Annotated in this window: 18 protein-coding genes and 1 tRNA gene; 13 read left to right on the plus strand and 6 right to left on the minus strand. The window is 61.8% G+C overall.

Annotated elements, in window-relative coordinates; all coding sequences use genetic code 11:
- Nucleotides 1-97: 97 nt before the first annotated feature.
- From JJJ17_RS04450 to JJJ17_RS04470, 5 genes are all read right to left on the minus strand, one after another.
- Nucleotides 98-730: an SDR family NAD(P)-dependent oxidoreductase gene (locus JJJ17_RS04450; RefSeq protein ID WP_200684060.1), complete on the minus strand. Its 633-nt coding sequence runs from the start codon at nucleotides 728-730 to the stop codon at nucleotides 98-100.
- Nucleotides 730-1,158, minus strand: coding sequence for a DUF1178 family protein (locus tag JJJ17_RS04455; RefSeq protein WP_200684061.1), 429 nt, complete (start codon nucleotides 1,156-1,158; stop codon nucleotides 730-732). Before JJJ17_RS04455 ends, JJJ17_RS04450 begins: the two co-directional genes overlap by 1 nt.
- A gap of 35 nt (nucleotides 1,159-1,193) precedes the next feature.
- Nucleotides 1,194-2,390 carry a 3-deoxy-D-manno-octulosonic acid transferase gene (locus JJJ17_RS04460; protein WP_200684062.1) on the minus strand — a complete coding sequence of 399 codons (1,197 nt, stop codon included), beginning with the start codon at nucleotides 2,388-2,390 and terminating at the stop codon, nucleotides 1,194-1,196.
- Nucleotides 2,391-2,736: 346 nt separating this feature from the next.
- Nucleotides 2,737-3,309 (minus strand): hypothetical protein, encoded by a 573-nt coding sequence (locus tag JJJ17_RS04465; protein ID WP_200684063.1) that lies wholly within the window; start codon nucleotides 3,307-3,309, stop codon nucleotides 2,737-2,739.
- Nucleotides 3,310-3,678: 369 nt separating this feature from the next.
- Nucleotides 3,679-3,754, minus strand: a tRNA-Thr gene (locus tag JJJ17_RS04470).
- Nucleotides 3,755-3,913: 159 nt separating this feature from the next.
- On the opposite strand from JJJ17_RS04470, the gene JJJ17_RS04475 reads away from it, so the two are divergent.
- The 4 genes from JJJ17_RS04475 (at nucleotide 3,914) to JJJ17_RS04490 (ending at nucleotide 8,366) form a co-directional block, all read left to right on the plus strand.
- Entirely contained in the window at nucleotides 3,914-4,813 is a 900-nt protein-coding gene (locus tag JJJ17_RS04475) for a hypothetical protein (protein WP_200684066.1), read from the plus strand.
- A 112-nt stretch (nucleotides 4,814-4,925) separates the two neighbouring features.
- Nucleotides 4,926-6,521: a sel1 repeat family protein gene (locus tag JJJ17_RS04480; protein WP_200684068.1), complete on the plus strand. Its 1,596-nt coding sequence runs from the start codon at nucleotides 4,926-4,928 to the stop codon at nucleotides 6,519-6,521.
- A gap of 136 nt (nucleotides 6,522-6,657) precedes the next feature.
- Nucleotides 6,658-7,650, plus strand: a complete 993-nt coding sequence (gene dusA / locus JJJ17_RS04485; protein ID WP_200684808.1) for a tRNA dihydrouridine(20/20a) synthase DusA — start codon at nucleotides 6,658-6,660, stop codon at nucleotides 7,648-7,650.
- Nucleotides 7,651-7,751: 101 nt separating this feature from the next.
- On the plus strand, nucleotides 7,752-8,366 hold the full coding sequence (locus tag JJJ17_RS04490; RefSeq protein WP_200684070.1) for a LysE family translocator: 615 nt from the start codon (nucleotides 7,752-7,754) through the stop codon (nucleotides 8,364-8,366).
- Nucleotides 8,367-8,437: 71 nt separating this feature from the next.
- On the opposite strand, the gene mazG is transcribed toward JJJ17_RS04490, so the two are convergent.
- Entirely contained in the window at nucleotides 8,438-9,262 is an 825-nt protein-coding gene (mazG, locus tag JJJ17_RS04495) for a nucleoside triphosphate pyrophosphohydrolase (RefSeq protein WP_200684072.1), read from the minus strand.
- A 62-nt stretch (nucleotides 9,263-9,324) separates the two neighbouring features.
- Between mazG and JJJ17_RS04500 the strand changes: the two genes are divergently transcribed.
- The 9 genes from JJJ17_RS04500 to ccmD all read left to right on the plus strand — a co-directional run bounded on the left by JJJ17_RS04500 (nucleotide 9,325) and on the right by ccmD (nucleotide 16,570).
- Nucleotides 9,325-10,506 carry a M20 aminoacylase family protein gene (locus JJJ17_RS04500; protein ID WP_200684074.1) on the plus strand — a complete coding sequence of 394 codons (1,182 nt, stop codon included), beginning with the start codon at nucleotides 9,325-9,327 and terminating at the stop codon, nucleotides 10,504-10,506.
- Between the two features lie 214 nt (nucleotides 10,507-10,720).
- Nucleotides 10,721-11,053, plus strand: a complete 333-nt coding sequence (gene yajC / locus JJJ17_RS04505) for a preprotein translocase subunit YajC (RefSeq protein WP_200684076.1) — start codon at nucleotides 10,721-10,723, stop codon at nucleotides 11,051-11,053.
- Nucleotides 11,054-11,096: 43 nt separating this feature from the next.
- Complete coding sequence (gene secD, locus JJJ17_RS04510) at nucleotides 11,097-12,761, plus strand: protein translocase subunit SecD (RefSeq protein ID WP_200684078.1); 1,665 nt, start codon at nucleotides 11,097-11,099, stop codon at nucleotides 12,759-12,761.
- A 13-nt stretch (nucleotides 12,762-12,774) separates the two neighbouring features.
- A complete protein-coding gene (gene secF / locus JJJ17_RS04515) occupies nucleotides 12,775-13,755 on the plus strand; it encodes a protein translocase subunit SecF (protein ID WP_200684080.1) in 981 nt (326 codons plus the stop codon).
- Nucleotides 13,755-14,108, plus strand: a complete 354-nt coding sequence (locus tag JJJ17_RS04520) for an Mth938-like domain-containing protein (RefSeq protein WP_200684082.1) — start codon at nucleotides 13,755-13,757, stop codon at nucleotides 14,106-14,108. Before secF ends, JJJ17_RS04520 begins: the two co-directional genes overlap by 1 nt.
- On the plus strand, nucleotides 14,105-14,731 hold the full coding sequence (ccmA, locus tag JJJ17_RS04525; RefSeq protein ID WP_200684083.1) for a heme ABC exporter ATP-binding protein CcmA: 627 nt from the start codon (nucleotides 14,105-14,107) through the stop codon (nucleotides 14,729-14,731). Before JJJ17_RS04520 ends, ccmA begins: the two co-directional genes overlap by 4 nt.
- A gap of 268 nt (nucleotides 14,732-14,999) precedes the next feature.
- Nucleotides 15,000-15,656 (plus strand): heme exporter protein CcmB, encoded by a 657-nt coding sequence (ccmB, locus tag JJJ17_RS04530; RefSeq protein ID WP_200684084.1) that lies wholly within the window; start codon nucleotides 15,000-15,002, stop codon nucleotides 15,654-15,656.
- 42 nt (nucleotides 15,657-15,698) lie between these two features.
- A complete protein-coding gene (ccmC, locus tag JJJ17_RS04535) occupies nucleotides 15,699-16,424 on the plus strand; it encodes a heme ABC transporter permease CcmC (RefSeq protein WP_200684085.1) in 726 nt (241 codons plus the stop codon).
- The gene (ccmD, locus tag JJJ17_RS04540) at nucleotides 16,421-16,570 is read left to right on the plus strand and encodes a heme exporter protein CcmD (protein ID WP_200684086.1); all 150 of its coding nucleotides are present in this window, start codon (nucleotides 16,421-16,423) and stop codon (nucleotides 16,568-16,570) included. Before ccmC ends, ccmD begins: the two co-directional genes overlap by 4 nt.
- Nucleotides 16,571-16,648: the final 78 nt, after the last annotated feature.

A 16,648-nucleotide genomic window follows, 5' to 3' on the forward strand; every position in this document is an offset into this window, starting at 1 on the left:
CCAGAGCGTTGTTCATCGGCGCGGCTTTTATGGGTGGGCTGGCGAAACCGCAAGAGGCGATGCGCAGATTTACCTATGGGCAGCTAATAGCGGGTGGTCAGAACGGAATTGGCGTTCCGTCATAGTTCAGGAACTGCCCGCTGCTTGCGGCATCCAGCGCCTCGAAGCGGTTCAGCAGCCCTTCGACCGATTGCGCCACGGTGATCTGGGCTCCCGCGCCGCCCATCTGTGTCTGAACCCATCCGGGGTGGTAGATGCCGACCGGAAGATCAAGGTCCGTCGCCAGATTTCGACCAAGATTGAGCAGCGCCGCCTTGCTGGCCCGATAGACATAAGAGCCGCCCGGCGCGCGAGCATCCGACCCCATTGCCGAACTGATCAGCGCGATTTTCCCGGCCCCGCGCCGCAGCGCCGGAAGGCAGGCGCGCACGGTCAGGAACGCGCCGGTCACATTCACCGCGAAAGCCTCGGCCCAGATCTGCGGCTCAAGCGCGTCGATGGACAAGCTCTTGTCGTTGTAGATTCCGGCATTGCAAACCAAGAGGTCCAGAGACATGCCAGACAGCCGCTTCGCCAGCGCCTCGAAATCAGCCTCGGACTGAACGTCAAACGCGACCTGATCGCCTGTTGGATGTCTGGCGGCTGCAAGGACATGGGCACCGCCTGCACGATAGGCGTCGGCCAATGCGGCCCCGATGCCGCGCGACGTTCCGGTAATCAGGACATTCATTAATTCGCCTTCTGGCGCGGGATGAAGGGCAGGGGGGCGACGGGAACGCCTTCCTCGATCAGCTTGCGTGCCTCGTCCGGGCGTGCCTCGCCGTGGATGGCGCGCGAGGGACTGCGGCCTTCATGCATGGCGCGGGCCTCATCGACGAACTTCATCCCGACATAGTCCGAATTTGCCTCGACCTGCTGGCGTAACTGCTCCAGCGCGGCTTCGGCGGCATTCTGCGGCGTGGACAAGGCGTGCTTGTCATCCTTGGAGCGAGATTTGGCAGGCACCGAGGGCGCCATCAGGGTTTTCTGCACATCGGGTGAACCACAAAGCGCGCAAGTGACCTGACCCGCCGACAGCATCGTGTCGAACGCGTCCGACGACCGGAACCAGCCGTCGAAATCATGGCCTTTCTTGCAGCGCAAATCGTAGCGGATCATGCGGTTACCTTCTGTTCCATGATCTTTATATCGTATCAGGCATTTCCACGCGCAAGTCCACGTAACTGCGCGACCAAAGCCGCCGGATCGCCCGCCCGGCTGTCCAGCACCTGCCGCGCCGCCTTGCCCATGTCGCGCGCGATCTGCGGGGCGCCGACCAGTTCCGAAAGCGTGCCCGCCAGCGTATCGGCATCGATCTGCCGTGCCGCGCCCGCATCGATCAGGGCGGCATAGCTGTCGGTATAAGTGCTGACATGCGGACCGTGCAGCAGCGCGCAGCGATAGGCGGCGGGCTCCCACGGCGTATGGCCGCCGCGATCGGTAAGCGAACCGCCGACAATGCAGATACCGGCCTCGGCATACCAGCGATCCATCTCGCCCAAGGTATCCGCCAGCAGAATGGGCCCCGTCAGATCGTCGCCGCGCGAACGGCGCAGCACCGGAACACCCCGTTTTGCGATGATCGCCGCCACCTCGTCCCCCCGGTCCGGGTGACGGATCGCAAGGATCAGCCGCATCAGGGGATAGGTCGCTTGCGCGGCAAGGAAAGTGTCCAGAATGGTAGCCTCTTCGCCCTCATGGGTCGAAGCGGCCAGCACGGTCACATCGCGCGCCGGACCGTCGGGTGGCGGCGTGATCTCGGATGGCCCGAGCAGCTTCAGATCCAGCCGGGGAAGCGCTGCCGATGGCGGCAGGCCAAGGGAAAGCAGACGTTTCTCGCTGGCCGAATCCTGTGCCGAAAGCGCCGCGATGCGCTGCAACATTGGTCGGATGATACGGGGCAATCTGGCCCAGTTCGCCGCCGATTTCCGCGACATCCGCGCCCCGATCATCGCTTGTGGAATCGCGCGCCGCGCCAGTTCCCGCGATCTGAGAGGCCAATATTCACCCTCGACCGTCACCTGCAAACGCGGCTGCACCGCATCAAGGAACCCCTCAAGCGCCTTCGGCAAATCCAGCGGCGCGATACGGGCGTTCAGTCCCCATCCGGCAACCATGTCGCGGGCGGTTTCGGTATTAGAGGTGATCAGAAGGCTGCAATCTTCGGCAAGCGCCTCAATGACCCGCCGCGCCGATTTCAGTTCACCGACCGAGGCACCATGGACCCAGATATCGGCAGGTAGCGGCTGCGCCCCAAGGCCAAGCCGTTCGCGCAGCAACGCCTTGCCGCCCCATTTCGCGCGGGTTTTCAGCACGGCCTCGACCAGTCGGGCCATCGCGTCGTGGATCATCTGCCGCCCTTCTGCCGCCCTATCCTGAGAGGCCAAGCTATACCGATCCACGCGCCGGATAGAAGCGGCGCATGTTGATCGGCGCTATTTGAGAAAGGGAACCGCGCCGCAACAGCCACGTTGGCCTTGTATAATTACACGCAGAAACAGCGAAGGAGATCGAGCGATGAAAGGCCTTGTTGCATGGTGGCTGGGGGTGCCCGTGGTCGTAATCATAGTGTTGTATGTGGTAGGTGTCTTTTAGAAGCGTTTCGCCAACGTCGTGTTTCGGCGCAGCGTTGGCGTAAGCGACCCGACAAGGTTTTTCCTTCAGTGGTCGATACTGGTGCAGCCGAAGGACGGGCTTTTATTGACCATCTTCGGCATCGACCGGCGGAGCCGTCACAGCGGGCGGAGAGCCTGTATCAGGGGTTGGCTCAATTGTGCTGCTTCCGAAATAAAACCCGATGATTGTTCCCATGATCCCGATCAATATCGCGATCATATCCTTCGCGGCTGTCGTACGGATCTCTATTTCATCAAGGTTCACCCAGAACGTCGCAATTCCGGCAATAAGGATCAGGGATATGGTCGTTAACGAGAATAGAAAGGTTATCAGACCTCTCGCGGTGCTATCATTTTTAAGCGTATCCAGAAAGCCTACCTCGGCGAATATTCCATACATGATCACCGAAGCGAATAGCAGACCGGCGAGCAATAGCACCAGACTGCCTTTTCTGAAGCGGGTGGTTGAGCCCCCCTGTGCCGCCAGAAACCTTTCAATCCAGGCCACCGACTGACCGGCGCTCGCATGAGCCGCGATATACCTGACGGCAGCGTCCGAATCGGTTATCGCTTCATCTGGGGCGCCGGTATTCTCCTTTCGAAATTCGGCGATAAGTTCGTTGATCGATTTTTGAGTGGAAGTGTCGAATTTCATTACCAATCTCCACGGTGAAATAAGAAAACACGTCCGGCACTTTGGTTTTTCAGAGTATGAGGCGACGGGAAAATTATACGATCGCCTAGGGTTTCCCGTCTTCGCTTTATTTAAGCGTCCACCCGCTTATGATTTCAGTCAAGCGGCAAGATTTCGGATGAGGCTTACCCTTTGGACAGAGCGAATTCGAAATATTGCGCGGGATAGGGACAAATTCCGCAGAATGCTTCCGGCGCGGCTCTTGAGCCTGCGTTTCGAGGGCTGGTTTGGTGCTTCCTGCCTTCGCAGCGAAGTCAGCGCGTCATTGGACCGTAAAGGAACGGCACAACAGCGATAGTCAGGGTAAGTACCTGCCAAAAAGCGAAAAAATGGTGCCCCCAGAGAGACTCGAACTCCCGACCCCCTGATTACAAATCAGATGCTCTACCAGCTGAGCTATGAGGGCAGCGGGCGTGGTCTATCACGCCGCCCGGTCGTGACGCAAGCCAGCACAGGTGGCGTTTGGATCATTAAAATGCGCCGTAAGCGGTTTTACTGTCAGAGGATGGCGGCTAATCTCCACAACCGGGACCAGACCGCTCGGATCATGAACAAGGCGCGCCAGATGCAGACAGTTTTTCACCTTGGCGTACATGCGACGGATGATGACAGGTTGCTGAAAACCCTGCTCAACAACCGCGAAACGCTGATGCGGTACAAGACCGAAGTGGTGACGCCGAACCGGCATCGCGGTTTGTTCGAAGAGGCGCTGATGTCGCTGAAGGGCGGGCGGGCGACACCCGAGATGGTTCAGATCATGCACGACGCGGTCCTGCAAACCGAGTCGCCTGAGCGGGTCATCTTTTCTTCGCAGCGGTTCATGGGCGCTCCGGGCCGGGCGGTCAGCCATGCAGGGCTCTACACGCAAATCGGCACCCGGGCATCAGCCATTGCCAATCTTTTCCCTGACAGCCGGACAGAGCTGTTTCTGGCGATCCGCAACCCTGCGACCCTGATCCCCGACGTTCTAAAAATCTTCTCCGGCGGTGGCCTGCCGGTGCTGATGCAGGGGCGTCATCCGCTGGATCTGCGCTGGCGTGAGGCGATTCAGCGGCTGGTCGCAGCGGTGCAGGGGCGGCGCGTGGTGGTCTGGTGTCACGAAGACGCACCTATGATCTGGCCAGAGATCGTGCGCACAATTTCCGGGCTTCCGTCGGACGCCCCGATCAACGACGGGCTCAGCTATCTGCGAGAGTTGCTGACGGATGAGGGTAAGTCGCGTTTGAAGCAGGAAATGGCGGCTCGCGACCAGATCACCATCGCGCAACGACGCGAAATTTCGGCTGAGATGCTGGCGGGTCATGCCGCTCCGAATGCGCTTGATCAGGAAATCGATCTGCCCGGCTGGACGCAGGAATTGATCGATCAGATGACTGCCAACTATCGCGCCGATGTGGCAGAGATTGCAGTGCTGCCGGGCGTGGAATTTATCTTACCACTGGCTCAACCCGCTGCGGTTCACTGACCTGATTTGATTTGCGAATGGTGACAACCGGGCTGGTATTCGTCAGCCGCGGCCCTACACTCGTCTCCGCTTCTCACCGATGATTTTGACCGACCTCTGCCCGGAGACTATTATGCCCAGACCTTTTACGCGCATCGCGCGCGCCACGGCCTTGACCACCACCCTTGGCGTCGCCCTGACGCTTCCGCTGGCTCCTGCAGCCGTCGCCCAGACAACCGCGTCGGAAAGCCCCTGGTCACTGACCAGCATCGTTGCGGGGGTGTTGCGCAGCGTTGTCTCATACGGGCGGATGGTGGCGGATGTTCGTTACGCTTCCCTCGAATCGAACAGTGCCCGAGGCGAGATCGTGTTACGCGATCTGAAGATTGCTGGTGTCGGAGAGTATTCCGAGTGTAAGATTTCGCTTGGTAAATTGCAGGTGTCTGGCCTGTCGCTGCTGCCTTCCGAAGAGATGCAGTCGCGGTTGGATATCAGCGATTTGCTGATCCAGAACAATTGCTTCGGGCCGAATGCTGCGATGATCGGCGTGTTCACCGGCAGCGATGCGATCCCGATCGCGACTCTGACGATGGATATCCGCCAGTCCGCCGGCTCGGGGGCCGCGACCATCGATATCGAGGCGCATAGCCCTGGCATGGCCCGCATCGAAGGCTCGGCCGATTTCGACTATATCGCAATGTATTCGCCCGAACTGGTGCGGATGATGATGTCGGGTGGCAACAGTTACGACCCCTATGGCGATCCCTGGGCTGATCCGGGTGCCATGCCTGAACAGGCCAGCCCCTCGGAACCGACGACTGGCCTACGCGGCACCTTGCGATCTGCGCATCTGAGCGTCACCGACTTGGGACTCTATCAGCGGATGAACGTCATACTGCCGCCCGAATACGCCACGCCCGAGGGGATGGCATCGCTGGTGACAGCCCCGCCCGGCACTGCGTTGAACGAGGTGCAACAGGGGTTTGTGGATAGCCTTCAGGCGTTTATCGCAGCGCCCGGCACCGTGACGGCAGAGCTTCGTCCGGCAGAACCTTTGGCCTTCGCCACGACAGACTGGACCACGCCCGAGGATGCGGCAGCGGCCCTGAAGCCAGCCTTCACCAATGCCGCGCCGACGCCGCCCGTGGCGCTGATCGCCGATCCCTCCGATGATAGTGATGCGCGGGCGCTTGGTCTGGCCTTCGCGACAGGCAACGGCGTCCCGCAGAATACCGAACGCGCCTTGCAGCTTTTGACGCCGCATGAGGATGACGGCGCGGTCGCATTGATCCTTGCGGATCTTCATGCCGATGACGACCCTGCCGCCGCCTATGGCTTTGCGCTGAAGGCAGCGGCGACCGGAGCAGAGGGCGCAGTTGCAGCGCTTGACCGGGCCGAGGCGCGTTTGTCGGTTGCCGATCTTCTTGACGCTCAGACCCCGGCAGATTCGGAAATTGAGGAGGATAGTTTTGCCTCGGTCGTCGCGTTGCGCGAAGCGGCGATGGCGTATGACAAGGGCACTTCGGTGCCGCGCAGCTATGCGCTGGCGTGGCGTTTGGCATCGCTTGCGGCGGCAACGGGCGACAGTCCGTCGCGCTCGCTGATGGAGCGGATTGACGCGCGGCTGGGCGGGGAGGCTGCCTGGGTTTCGGCCCGGAATGAGGCGGCGTCTGCTGCACTGAACGACTGGAGCAGTCGACAGCTTGCCGCAAAGCTGACTGGGAACTGACTTCGGCGGCGCTCGTGCCGGTCGTCGGATCGGCGCGGGCGCTGTCTTGAATCGCGCGCTTTGGGGCATTAGTTTTGCCCGGCCCGATTTTTTGCGGGCTTTCAACGCAGGAACGGGCAGAGTGGCGCTGTATCAGGTGACGGATCACAGTCGGAATATCCAGCGCGCAGCCCTGCTAAGCTGCGCGCCGATGATGGACTGGACCGACCGCAACTGCCGCGTGTTTCACCGCCTGCTGTCGCGGCGGGCGCTGCTTTATACCGAGATGGTCACCGCGCCCGCGATCATTCATGGCGATCGGTCGCGGTTGCTGGACTATGATGCGGCCGAGCATCCCTTGGCGCTGCAACTTGGCGGCTCCGATCCTGCCGAGTTGCGCGAGGCGACGCGGATTGCGGCGGATTGGGGTTATGACGAGATCAATCTGAATGTCGGTTGCCCAAGTGATCGGGTGCAGTCGGGATGTTTCGGCGCCGTCCTGATGAAGGATCCGGCGCTGGTTGCTGACTGTGTCTCAGCGATGATGGCGGTCAGCCCGGTCGAGGTCACTGTCAAATGCCGGATCGGTGTGGACGATCAGGAACCTATTGAAACTCTTCCACAGTTCATCAGCGCGATGCAGGGTGCAGGTATCCGCCGGATCAGCATTCACGCGCGCAAGGCTTGGCTGCAGGGCCTTAGCCCGCGTGAGAATCGCGACATTCCTCCGCTGGACTATCCGCTTGTTCACAGCATGAAGGCGGCTTTCCCCGACATGCATCTGTCGATCAATGGCGGCATTGCCGACATGGATCAGGTCCGTCAGCATCTTCAGGTCATGGACGGCGTGATGGTCGGGCGTGCGGCCTATCACCAACCGTGGGACATTCTGGGCTCTGCGGATCAGCTATGGGGCGAGACGCCGCCTTTCGATGAGCCTGCCGAAGCTGCGCTGGCAATGCGTCCGCTGATCGTGGCGCATCTGGCGGGCGGCGGGCGGCTGCATCAGTTCACCCGGCACACGCTTGGCCTGTTTCATGGCCAACCCGGTGCGAGGGGGTGGAAAAGGGTGCTGTCTGAGGGAGCATCCAAAGGCGGGATCGAGGTTTATGACGCGGCGTTGGAACAGGTTCAGCGTCTGGCCGCCTGAAGGCGCCGATAGGTTCGATTTTAGCTATATCGGCGTGTATCTTAACCGATTGTTGGGATAGGTCTTGTATCCAGACGGGAAGGGCGCGGGGGTGAACCGGGATGCCGTTCGAGAACTGGATCGCATATGTGATGGCCTATCTGGTCATCTCGATCATACCGGGACCAAGCGTCATGATGGTGATCGGGCAATCGCTGTCGCGCGGGCGCGGCGCTGCGATGGTCTGCATCCTTGGTGATCTGGCAGGAGGCGTGGTGGTGATGACCGCGTCTTATCTGGGGCTGGGCCTGATTTTGGCGGCTTCGGGAAGCGCATTTCTGGCGATCAAGTGGATCGGCGTCGTCTATCTGGCTTGGCTTGGGATCAGCCAGATCCGGGCGGCGCGCAGCTTGTCAGAGACGGCGGTGGCCGCCTCGGTCTCGGCGCGCCGCAGTTTTGGTGCCGGGTTCCTGACGGGTGTTCTGAACCCTAAAGCAATCATGTTCTACATGGCGTTTCTGGCACAGTTCATTGACCCTTCCGCCCCTCAAGCGCGACAGTTTCTGATCCTCATGGGCAGTTCGACACTGGTGGTCGCGCTGGTTCTGGTGGCCTACGCGCTTCTTGCGTTGCATATCGCGGACAGGCTGCGCTCTGTCAGGGCAAGGCGAAACATGGGATATGCGGGCGGCGGCTGCCTGTTGGGCGGCAGCGCGTTGATGGCGGTCACTCGATAGGACAATGCTGCGTGCATGCGCGCGAAGACAGCGCAACCCGATCTAACGGCTGGCGACCAACACTCAGGCTTTCAGCCGACTGCTTTTTCCGCCGCCTTGGCTTGGTCCCAAAGCTGGTCCATCTCGGCCAGATCGCTGTCTTCCGGTCGGCGACCGACGGCGGCGAGTGCTGTCTCAATCGCCTCGAACCGGCGGGTGAATTTGGCATTCGCACGACGCAGGGCAAGCTCGGGGTCGATATTCAGGTGCCGCGCAAGATTGGCCATGACGAAAAGAAGATCGCCAAATTCCTCTTCCATCGCCTCGGGACCAAGGCTGTCGCGCGCCTCGACCAGTTCGGCGGTTTCCTCGGCGATCTTGCCCAGCACCTCGGTCGCGTTCGGCCAGTCGAAGCCGACCCGTGCAGCGCGGTTTTGCAGCTTTATCGCGCGGGTCAGGGCGGGCAGGCCCATTGCGACCCCGTCCAGCGTCCCGCGTTCGGCCTTGCCCGCGCGCTCGACCGCCTTGATCGCTTCCCAATCCTTGACCTGCTGCTCGGCGGATTTGTCGCGGCTTTCATCGCCAAAGACATGCGGATGACGAAAGATCAGCTTGTCCGAGATCGCGGCGGCGCAATCGGCGAAATCGAACATTCCCGCTTCGTCGGCCATCTGGGCATGGAACACGACCTGAAGAAGCAGATCGCCCAGTTCGCCCGGAAGTTCGCCCCATGCCTTGCGTTCGATCGCATCGGCGACCTCATGGGCCTCTTCTATTGTATAGGGGGCAATGGTCGCGAAATCCTGTTCGATATCCCAGGGGCAACCCGTTTTCGGATCGCGCAATTGCGCCATGATATCGATCAGGCGAAGGATCTCGGCGCCCGCATCGCGGCTGTCTTGTTCGGTCGCAGTCATTGCAAATCATCCCAAACCCGGTCCAGATGGTTCGAGTGCCACAGCCGGAAAGCCGAGTCCACATGCCCGTCCTGAACCGCATCGCCGATTTTGCCGAAGACATGATCGCATGGCGTCGGCATCTGCACGAAAATCCCGAGCTTGGCTTTGAATGCCAGCAGACGGCGGCTTTCGTGGCCGGGCAGTTGCGTGAATTCGGCGTCGAGGAGATCCATGAGGGGATCGCCCAAAGCGGAATCGTGGCGGTGATCCAAGGGCGCGGACCGGGCCCGACCATCGGGCTTCGGGCCGATATGGACGCGCTGCCGATGGAGGAGACGACCGGCCTGCCATATGCCTCGAAGATTGCGGGGCGGATGCATGCCTGCGGTCATGACGGTCATACGACGATGCTGCTTGGCGCGGCCAAGTATCTGGCCGAGACGCGAAATTTCGCGGGCCGGGTGGCGCTGATCTTCCAGCCAGCCGAGGAAGCGGGCGGCGGCGGCGATCTGATGGTGCAGGACGGCATCATGCAGCGTTTCGACATCAGCCGGGTTTTTGCGATGCATAACAGCCCCGGTCAGCCGCTGGGCACGTTCCAAACCACGCCCGGCCCGATCATGGCCGCGGTCGATACGTTCGAAATTCATGTGAAAGGCCGCGGCGGGCACGGCGCGATGCCACATCTGACCGCTGATCCGATTGTCGCGGCGGTGTCGATTGTGGGGGCGATCCAGACGATTTCCAGCCGCAATCACTATGCGCTGGACGATCTGGCAATGTCGGTCACGCAGATTCACACCGGCAGCGCCGACAATATCGTTCCCGACACCGCTTATATCTGCGGCACCGTGCGGACCTTTGCGCCACATGTGCGTGATCTGGTTCGGCGCAGGCTGATGCAGATCTGTGATGGCGAGGGCATGGCCTATGAGGTTTCGGCGACGCTGGACTATCAGGAAGGCTATCCCGCGACCGTGAACGATCCCGACCAGACCCGTTTTGCGGTCGAGGTCGCGCGCGAGATCGTTGGCGCGGAACGCGCCTCGGACGGTGCGGGTCGCGAAATGGGGGCCGAGGATTTCAGCTATATGCTGAACGAACGCCCCGGCTGCTATCTGTTTCTGGGGCAGGGCGAAGGGCCGGGCGTTCACAATCCGACCTATGATTTCAATGATGAGATCGCACCTATCGGTGCCAGCTTCTTCGCCCGTCTGGTCGAGCGGGCGCAGCCCGTTGCGATGGAGAAAGCCGCGCGCTGAACGCGGCCTCGGGCAGACTTTCCGCCCCGCGAATGCACCATTCGGGCAGCGGCGGTGACGCCTGCCGACCGGATGGGCCGCACCTGCTCACGATCCTGTTTACGGCGAATGGCCCGCAGCGGTCGGCCCTTTCTTGCCAAGCACACTCGCCGAAGCTAGGTTGCGCGCCAATTCACACGGGGCCGGTTCGGTCCGACAGCCGAAAGGAACTTGCATGTTCGCAACCCCCGCCTACGCTCAGGCCGCTGGTGCATCCGGTGGTGCCGCCGCTTTCGCCCAGTTCATTCCGCTGGTCCTGATCTTCGCGATCATGTATTTCCTGATGATCCGTCCCCAGCAGAAACGCATGAAGCAGCACCGCGAAATGGTCGCCACGCTGAAGAAGGGCGATCAGATCGTCACGCAGGGCGGGATCATCGGCAAGGTCGCCTCGGTCCGCGACGATGAGCTTGAGGTCGAGATCGCGACGGGCGTGAAAGTCCGGCTGACCCGTGGCAGCGTTTCGCAAGTGCTGTCGAAGACCGATCCGGTTGCCGCCAACAGCTAAGCCGACGCGAAAAGACCAAATAATATAAAGGGCGTAGGCCAATATGCTTCAGATTGACAGGTGGAAGCGCATCCTGATCGTCGGGTTGACCCTGCTGGGTCTGGCCATGGCTGCGCCCAATCTTTTTTACGAGCGGGTCGAGCAGCACAACGATGCGGTAAAGACCATCGAACAGACCGGGGTAGAGACGCCCGAACTGATCGCGGCGCGTGATGGATGGCCAAACTGGCTGCCCAACAGGCTTGTCAATCTGGGGCTGGATCTGCGTGGTGGTGCCCATCTTCTTGGCGAAGTTCAGGTCGAGCAGGTTTACAAGGCGCGGATGGATTCGCTTTGGCCGGAAATCCGCCGGGCGATGTCGGATCAGCGCGAAACGATCGGCGCCGTGCGCCGTTTGCCCGCGCCTGAAGGCATCCTGAAGCTTGAGATCGAGAATGCCGGGGCGATTCCCCAGGCGGTCGAGATCGTGCGCGGCTATTCCAACCCGGTGACGTCCCTGACCGGCGCGGGGCAGCAAAGCCTTGCGATCCAGGCAGATGGCAATCAGATCACCGTTCAGCTTTCCGATGCCGAAAAGACCGCGACCGATCAGCGCACCGTTCTGCAGGCGCTGGAGATCATCCGCCGCCGCGTCGATGAGGTTGGCACGCGCGAACCGACTATCATGCAGGAAGGTCAGGACCGAATTCTGATCCAGGTGCCGGGTATCGGCTCGGCAGAGGAGCTGAAGGGTCTGATCGGGACCACCGCGAAACTGAGCTTCAACTCGGTTGTCGGGCCGACGCGCGATCCCGATCAGGCGGTCAGCGTCGGGCAGGAAATTCTGCCTTCGCAGGATGAACCCGGCCTTTACTATATCGTCGAATCCAATCCCGTCGTTTCCGGCGAAGAACTGACCGATGCTATGCCCGCGACCGATCAGAACGGCCTGCCAGCCGTGGATTTCCGCTTCAACCCTTCAGGTGCGCGCAAATTTGGTGAGTACACCTCTGCCAATGTCGGCCAACCCTTTGCCATTGTTCTGGATAACGAGGTGGTTTCCGCGCCGACGATCCGACAGGCGATCACCGGCGGTTCGGGTCAGATTTCCGGTAAGATGGAATATGCACAAGCAAACCGTCTGGCCGTGCAGCTACGCGCAGGCGCGCTTCCGGCAGAGCTGAACTTCCTTGAGGAACGGACGATCGGCCCGGAACTGGGGCAGGACAGCATCGACGCGGGCAGCCTTTCGACCATCATCGCGACCGCTGCGGTCGTGGCCTATATGGTGGCAAGCTACGGCCTGTTCGGGGTGTTCGCCTCGATTTCGGTCATCATCAACGTCATCCTGATCCTGTCCTTCATGGGCATGATGGGGGCGACACTGACCATGCCCGGCATCGCCGGGATCGTGCTGACGGTCGGGACCGCGGTGGATGCCAACGTCATCATCTACGAACGCATCCGCGAGGAATTGCGACGAGGCAAAAAGGTGGTGCGCGCGATCAGCGACGGCTTCAACGAAGCGATGAGCGCGATCATCGACGCCAACGTCACCTCGTTCATCGCGGCTGCGGTGATGTTCTTCCTCGGCTCCGGCCCGGTCAAGGGCTTCGCCGTCACGCTGACCATCGGTCTGGTCACCTCGGTCTTCACCGCGATCTTCCTGACGCGTCTGATGATCGTCTGGTGGATCGAGCTGCGCAAACCCAAAGAACTGATCCTGTAAGGGGACAAGACCTATGGCATTTCGTCTGAAACTCGTCCCCGACGTCACCCATTTCAACTTCTTCCGTTGGCAATGGCTGACCTTCGGTCTGTCCGCTGCGGCCATGGTCGCCTCGGTGCTGCTGGTGCTGATCATGGGGTTGAACTTCGGTATCGACTTCAAGGGTGGCACCTCGATCCGCACCGAAAGCCCGACCGCGTTCGAAGTCTCGGATTACCGTGAGGCGCTGACGACACTGAACTATGGCGATGCCTCGATCACCGAGGTTTTCGACCCCAGTTTCGGCGCAGATCGCCATGTCGCGATGATTCGGATCGGCACCAGCGACGAGACCGGCTCGGTCACGCCCGAACAGTTGAACCAGATCGAGGCTGCGCTGAAACAGGTCGATCCCGAGATCCGCTTCGCTTCGGTCGAGTCGGTCGGTCCGAAAGTGTCGTCCGAGCTGGTGATGACGGCGTTCTACGCTGTTGCGGCTGCGACGCTGGGTATCATGGCCTATATCTGGCTGCGCTTCGAATGGCAGTTCGCCATCGGGGCGGTGGTCGCGCTGATCCATGACGTGTTGCTGACGGTGGGTCTTTTCGCGCTGTTCCAGATGCGGTTCGACCTGACGACCATTGCGGCGCTGCTGACGACGCTGGGCTTTTCGGTCAACGATACGGTCGTCGTGTTCGACCGCTGTCGCGAGAACCTGATCAAATACAAAAAGATGCCGCTGATCGACATCATGAACCTGACCTGTAACGAGACGCTTTCGCGGACCGTTATGACCGCCGTGACCACCGGGATCGCGTTGACTGCGATGCTGATCTTTGGCGGCGATGTGGTCCGGGAATTTGTCATCGCGATGCTGTGGGGCGTGGTCGTCGGCTGCTATTCCACGATCTATGTCGCCAAGAACATCGTTCTGTGGCTGGGCGTGAAGCGCGACTGGACGAAGAAGGATCCGAAGGACACCGCTTCGCCCTTCTCGGGTGCCGAGGCGCCCTGATGGCGATGCGCCCGACCGATTTCGAGGGCGCTTTGCCCGTCGATGGCTACGGGCCGGGCTTCTTTCGTGTCGGGGGCAAGGCGATCCACGGCCCGGTTGTTGTGCAATCGGGCGGTGTCGCCGAATGGGGCGGCCTTGCCGATCATCAGCCGTTGCTGGACTTGCAGGGGCAGGTGGACGTGCTGTTTCTGGGCATGGGCGCTGAAATCGCCCACGCTCCCGCCGATCTGGTTGCCGCGCTGCGTCAGGTGGGGGTCATGGTCGAGGTGATGGCATCGCCCACTGCTGCGCGGATCTATAACGTTACCCTGTCCGAAGGGCGTCGCGTCGCCTGCGCGCTTCTGCCGCTGTGAGCCTGCTTGCCGTCCATGACCTTGCCGTGTCGCGCGGGGGTCTGCGGGCGGTCGAGGGTGTTTCCTTTACCTTGAATGCGGGCGAAGCGCTGATCCTGCGCGGCCCGAACGGTGTCGGCAAGACCACCTTGCTGCGGACGATCGCCGGGTTGCAGCCCGCGACCGCCGGGCTGATCGAGATGGCCGAGGATGCCGTGGCCTATGCCGCCCATGCCGACGGGTTGAAAGGCGCTTTGACCGTGGCCGAGAACCTGCGCTTTTGGGCGCAAATCTTTGGCGGCGAGGTCGGCGCGGCGCTGGCGGCGATGGATCTTGAGGCTTTGGCGGATCGTCCGGCGGCGTCTTTGTCGGCCGGGCAGAAACGGCGGACTGGTCTGGCGCGGCTGCTGGTGACGGGCCGACCCCTCTGGGTGCTGGATGAGCCGACGGTGTCGCTGGACGCCGCCTCGGTGGCGCGATTCGGTGCGGTCTTGCGTGGGCATCTGGCCGGGGGAGGGGCCGCGCTGATGGCGACGCATATCGATCTGGGGCTTGAGGGGGCACGTGAACTGGACCTGACGCCCTATCGCGCGAGGCCGGGCAGGGCGGAAAAGCCTGCCGGATTCAACGAGGCGTTCGGATGACGGGCGCAGCGCGGGGCATCGGTCGGGCATGGTGCGTGCGAGCACGCACCCTACGGCGGTCGCCGATCATTGCAGAGGGCAGCACACAGCCGCGGTTGGGCACCGGCAGCAGTCGTTCTTCGCGCTTTATGGTGCAATCCCGTCGAACATCTCTGTGGAGCGCGATCTCACCGAAGTGCCCAGCCGGGGGGCGGCTGTGCACTGCCCGGCGGTACCTTCGGCACCTTGATTCCGGGCGAAGTCGCTTCCTTCAGCCGCGAGTGTCATCATGCTCGCCCTGCTGACCCGCGACCTGCGCCTTGCCACCCGCGCGGGCGGTGGCTTTGGCCTTGGCGTCGCCTTCTTTCTCATCCTCTGCACGCTGGTCCCCTTTGGCGTCGGAGCCGACACCTCAGCCCTGCGCCCGATTGCACCAGGCATCCTGTGGCTTGGTGCCCTTTTGGCCTGCCTTCTCTCTCTCGACCGCATCTTCGCGCTGGATCATGAGGATGGCAGCCTCGACCTGCTTGCCACCGCACCGTTGCCGCTGGAGGGAACCGTCGCGATTAAGGCGCTGGCGCATTGGATCACCACTGGCCTGCCGCTGATCGCCGCCGCGCCTCTTTTCGGGTTGCTGCTGCACCTGCCCGCAGAGGCGATGCCGTGGCTGGTTATCTCGCTTCTCATTGGGACGCCGGCACTGTCCATGCTGGGCGCATTCGGTGCTGCAATTACCGTGGGGCTTCGCCGGGGCGGTCTGCTGCTGTCGCTGCTGGTCTTGCCGCTTTATATCCCCACGCTCATTTTCGGCACCGAACTGATCCGCCGCGCCGTCGCAAGCGGTGATCCAACTACGCCATTGGTCTTTCTTGCGGGCATTACGGCTGGCGTGGTTGCATTGATACCATTCGCCGCAGCCGCCGCGCTGAGGGTCAATCTCAGGTGAACGAGGCTTGAGCCGGAACCAAGCGAAGGCTAGGGAACAGAAATGTCGATCTGGGAATACGCCAACCCCGTCAAATTCATGCGCACCTCTGGCGCGATCCTGCCCTTTGCGGTGGCGGGCGCCGTGGTTTGCACGGTCGGCGGTGTGGTCTGGGGCTTTCTGACCCCTGACGATTTCCGGCAGGGCTCGACGGTGAAAATCGTCTTCCTGCACGTTCCCGCCGCGATGATGGCGATCAATATCTGGGTGATGATGCTGGTCGCCTCGCTGATCTGGCTGATCCGCCGCCACCATGTCAGCGCCTTGGCCGCCAAGGCCGCAGCGCCCATCGGCGCAGTGATGACGCTGATCGCGCTGGCGACCGGGGCGATCTGGGGGCAGCCGATGTGGGGAACGTGGTGGGAATGGGACCCGAGGCTGACCTCGTTTCTGATCCTGCTGCTGTTCTATCTGGGCTATATCGCGCTGTGGGCATCGGTCGAGGACGTGGACAGCGCCGCCGATCTGACCGGCGTTCTGTGCCTTGTCGGCTCGGTTTTTGCACTGCTCAGCCGCTATGCGGTGCTGTTCTGGAATCAGGGGCTGCATCAGGGTGCAAGCCTGTCGGTGCAGTCGGGCGAGAGGATGAGCGCGATCTATCGCTATCCGCTTTACCTGTCGATGCTGGGATTTTTGCTGTTGTTCGTGGCTCTGGTCCTGATCCGCACGCGGACCGAAATCCGCCGCCGCCGTCTGGCCGCCTTGCAGGCAAGGGAGATGCGCGCATGATCGATCTGGGCAAATATGCGGGGACGGTGCTGGCCGCCTATGGCATCTCGGTTCTGCTGCTGGTCGGGCTGGTCTGGCACAGCATCGCCGCCAACACTCGCGCCCGCCGCGCGCTTGAGAAGCAAGAGGGGCGCAAGGATGCGTAGCGCTGCCAAAGTTGGAGCCCCCGCCCGGAACAAGCTGCCTTCAGGCACCGCCGGGCAGTGCCAGTCCGAAGGTCGGGC

Source organism: Paracoccus caeni, from assembly GCF_016629665.1.
In the GTDB taxonomy this organism is placed as follows: Bacteria; Pseudomonadota; Alphaproteobacteria; order Rhodobacterales; family Rhodobacteraceae; genus Paracoccus; species Paracoccus caeni.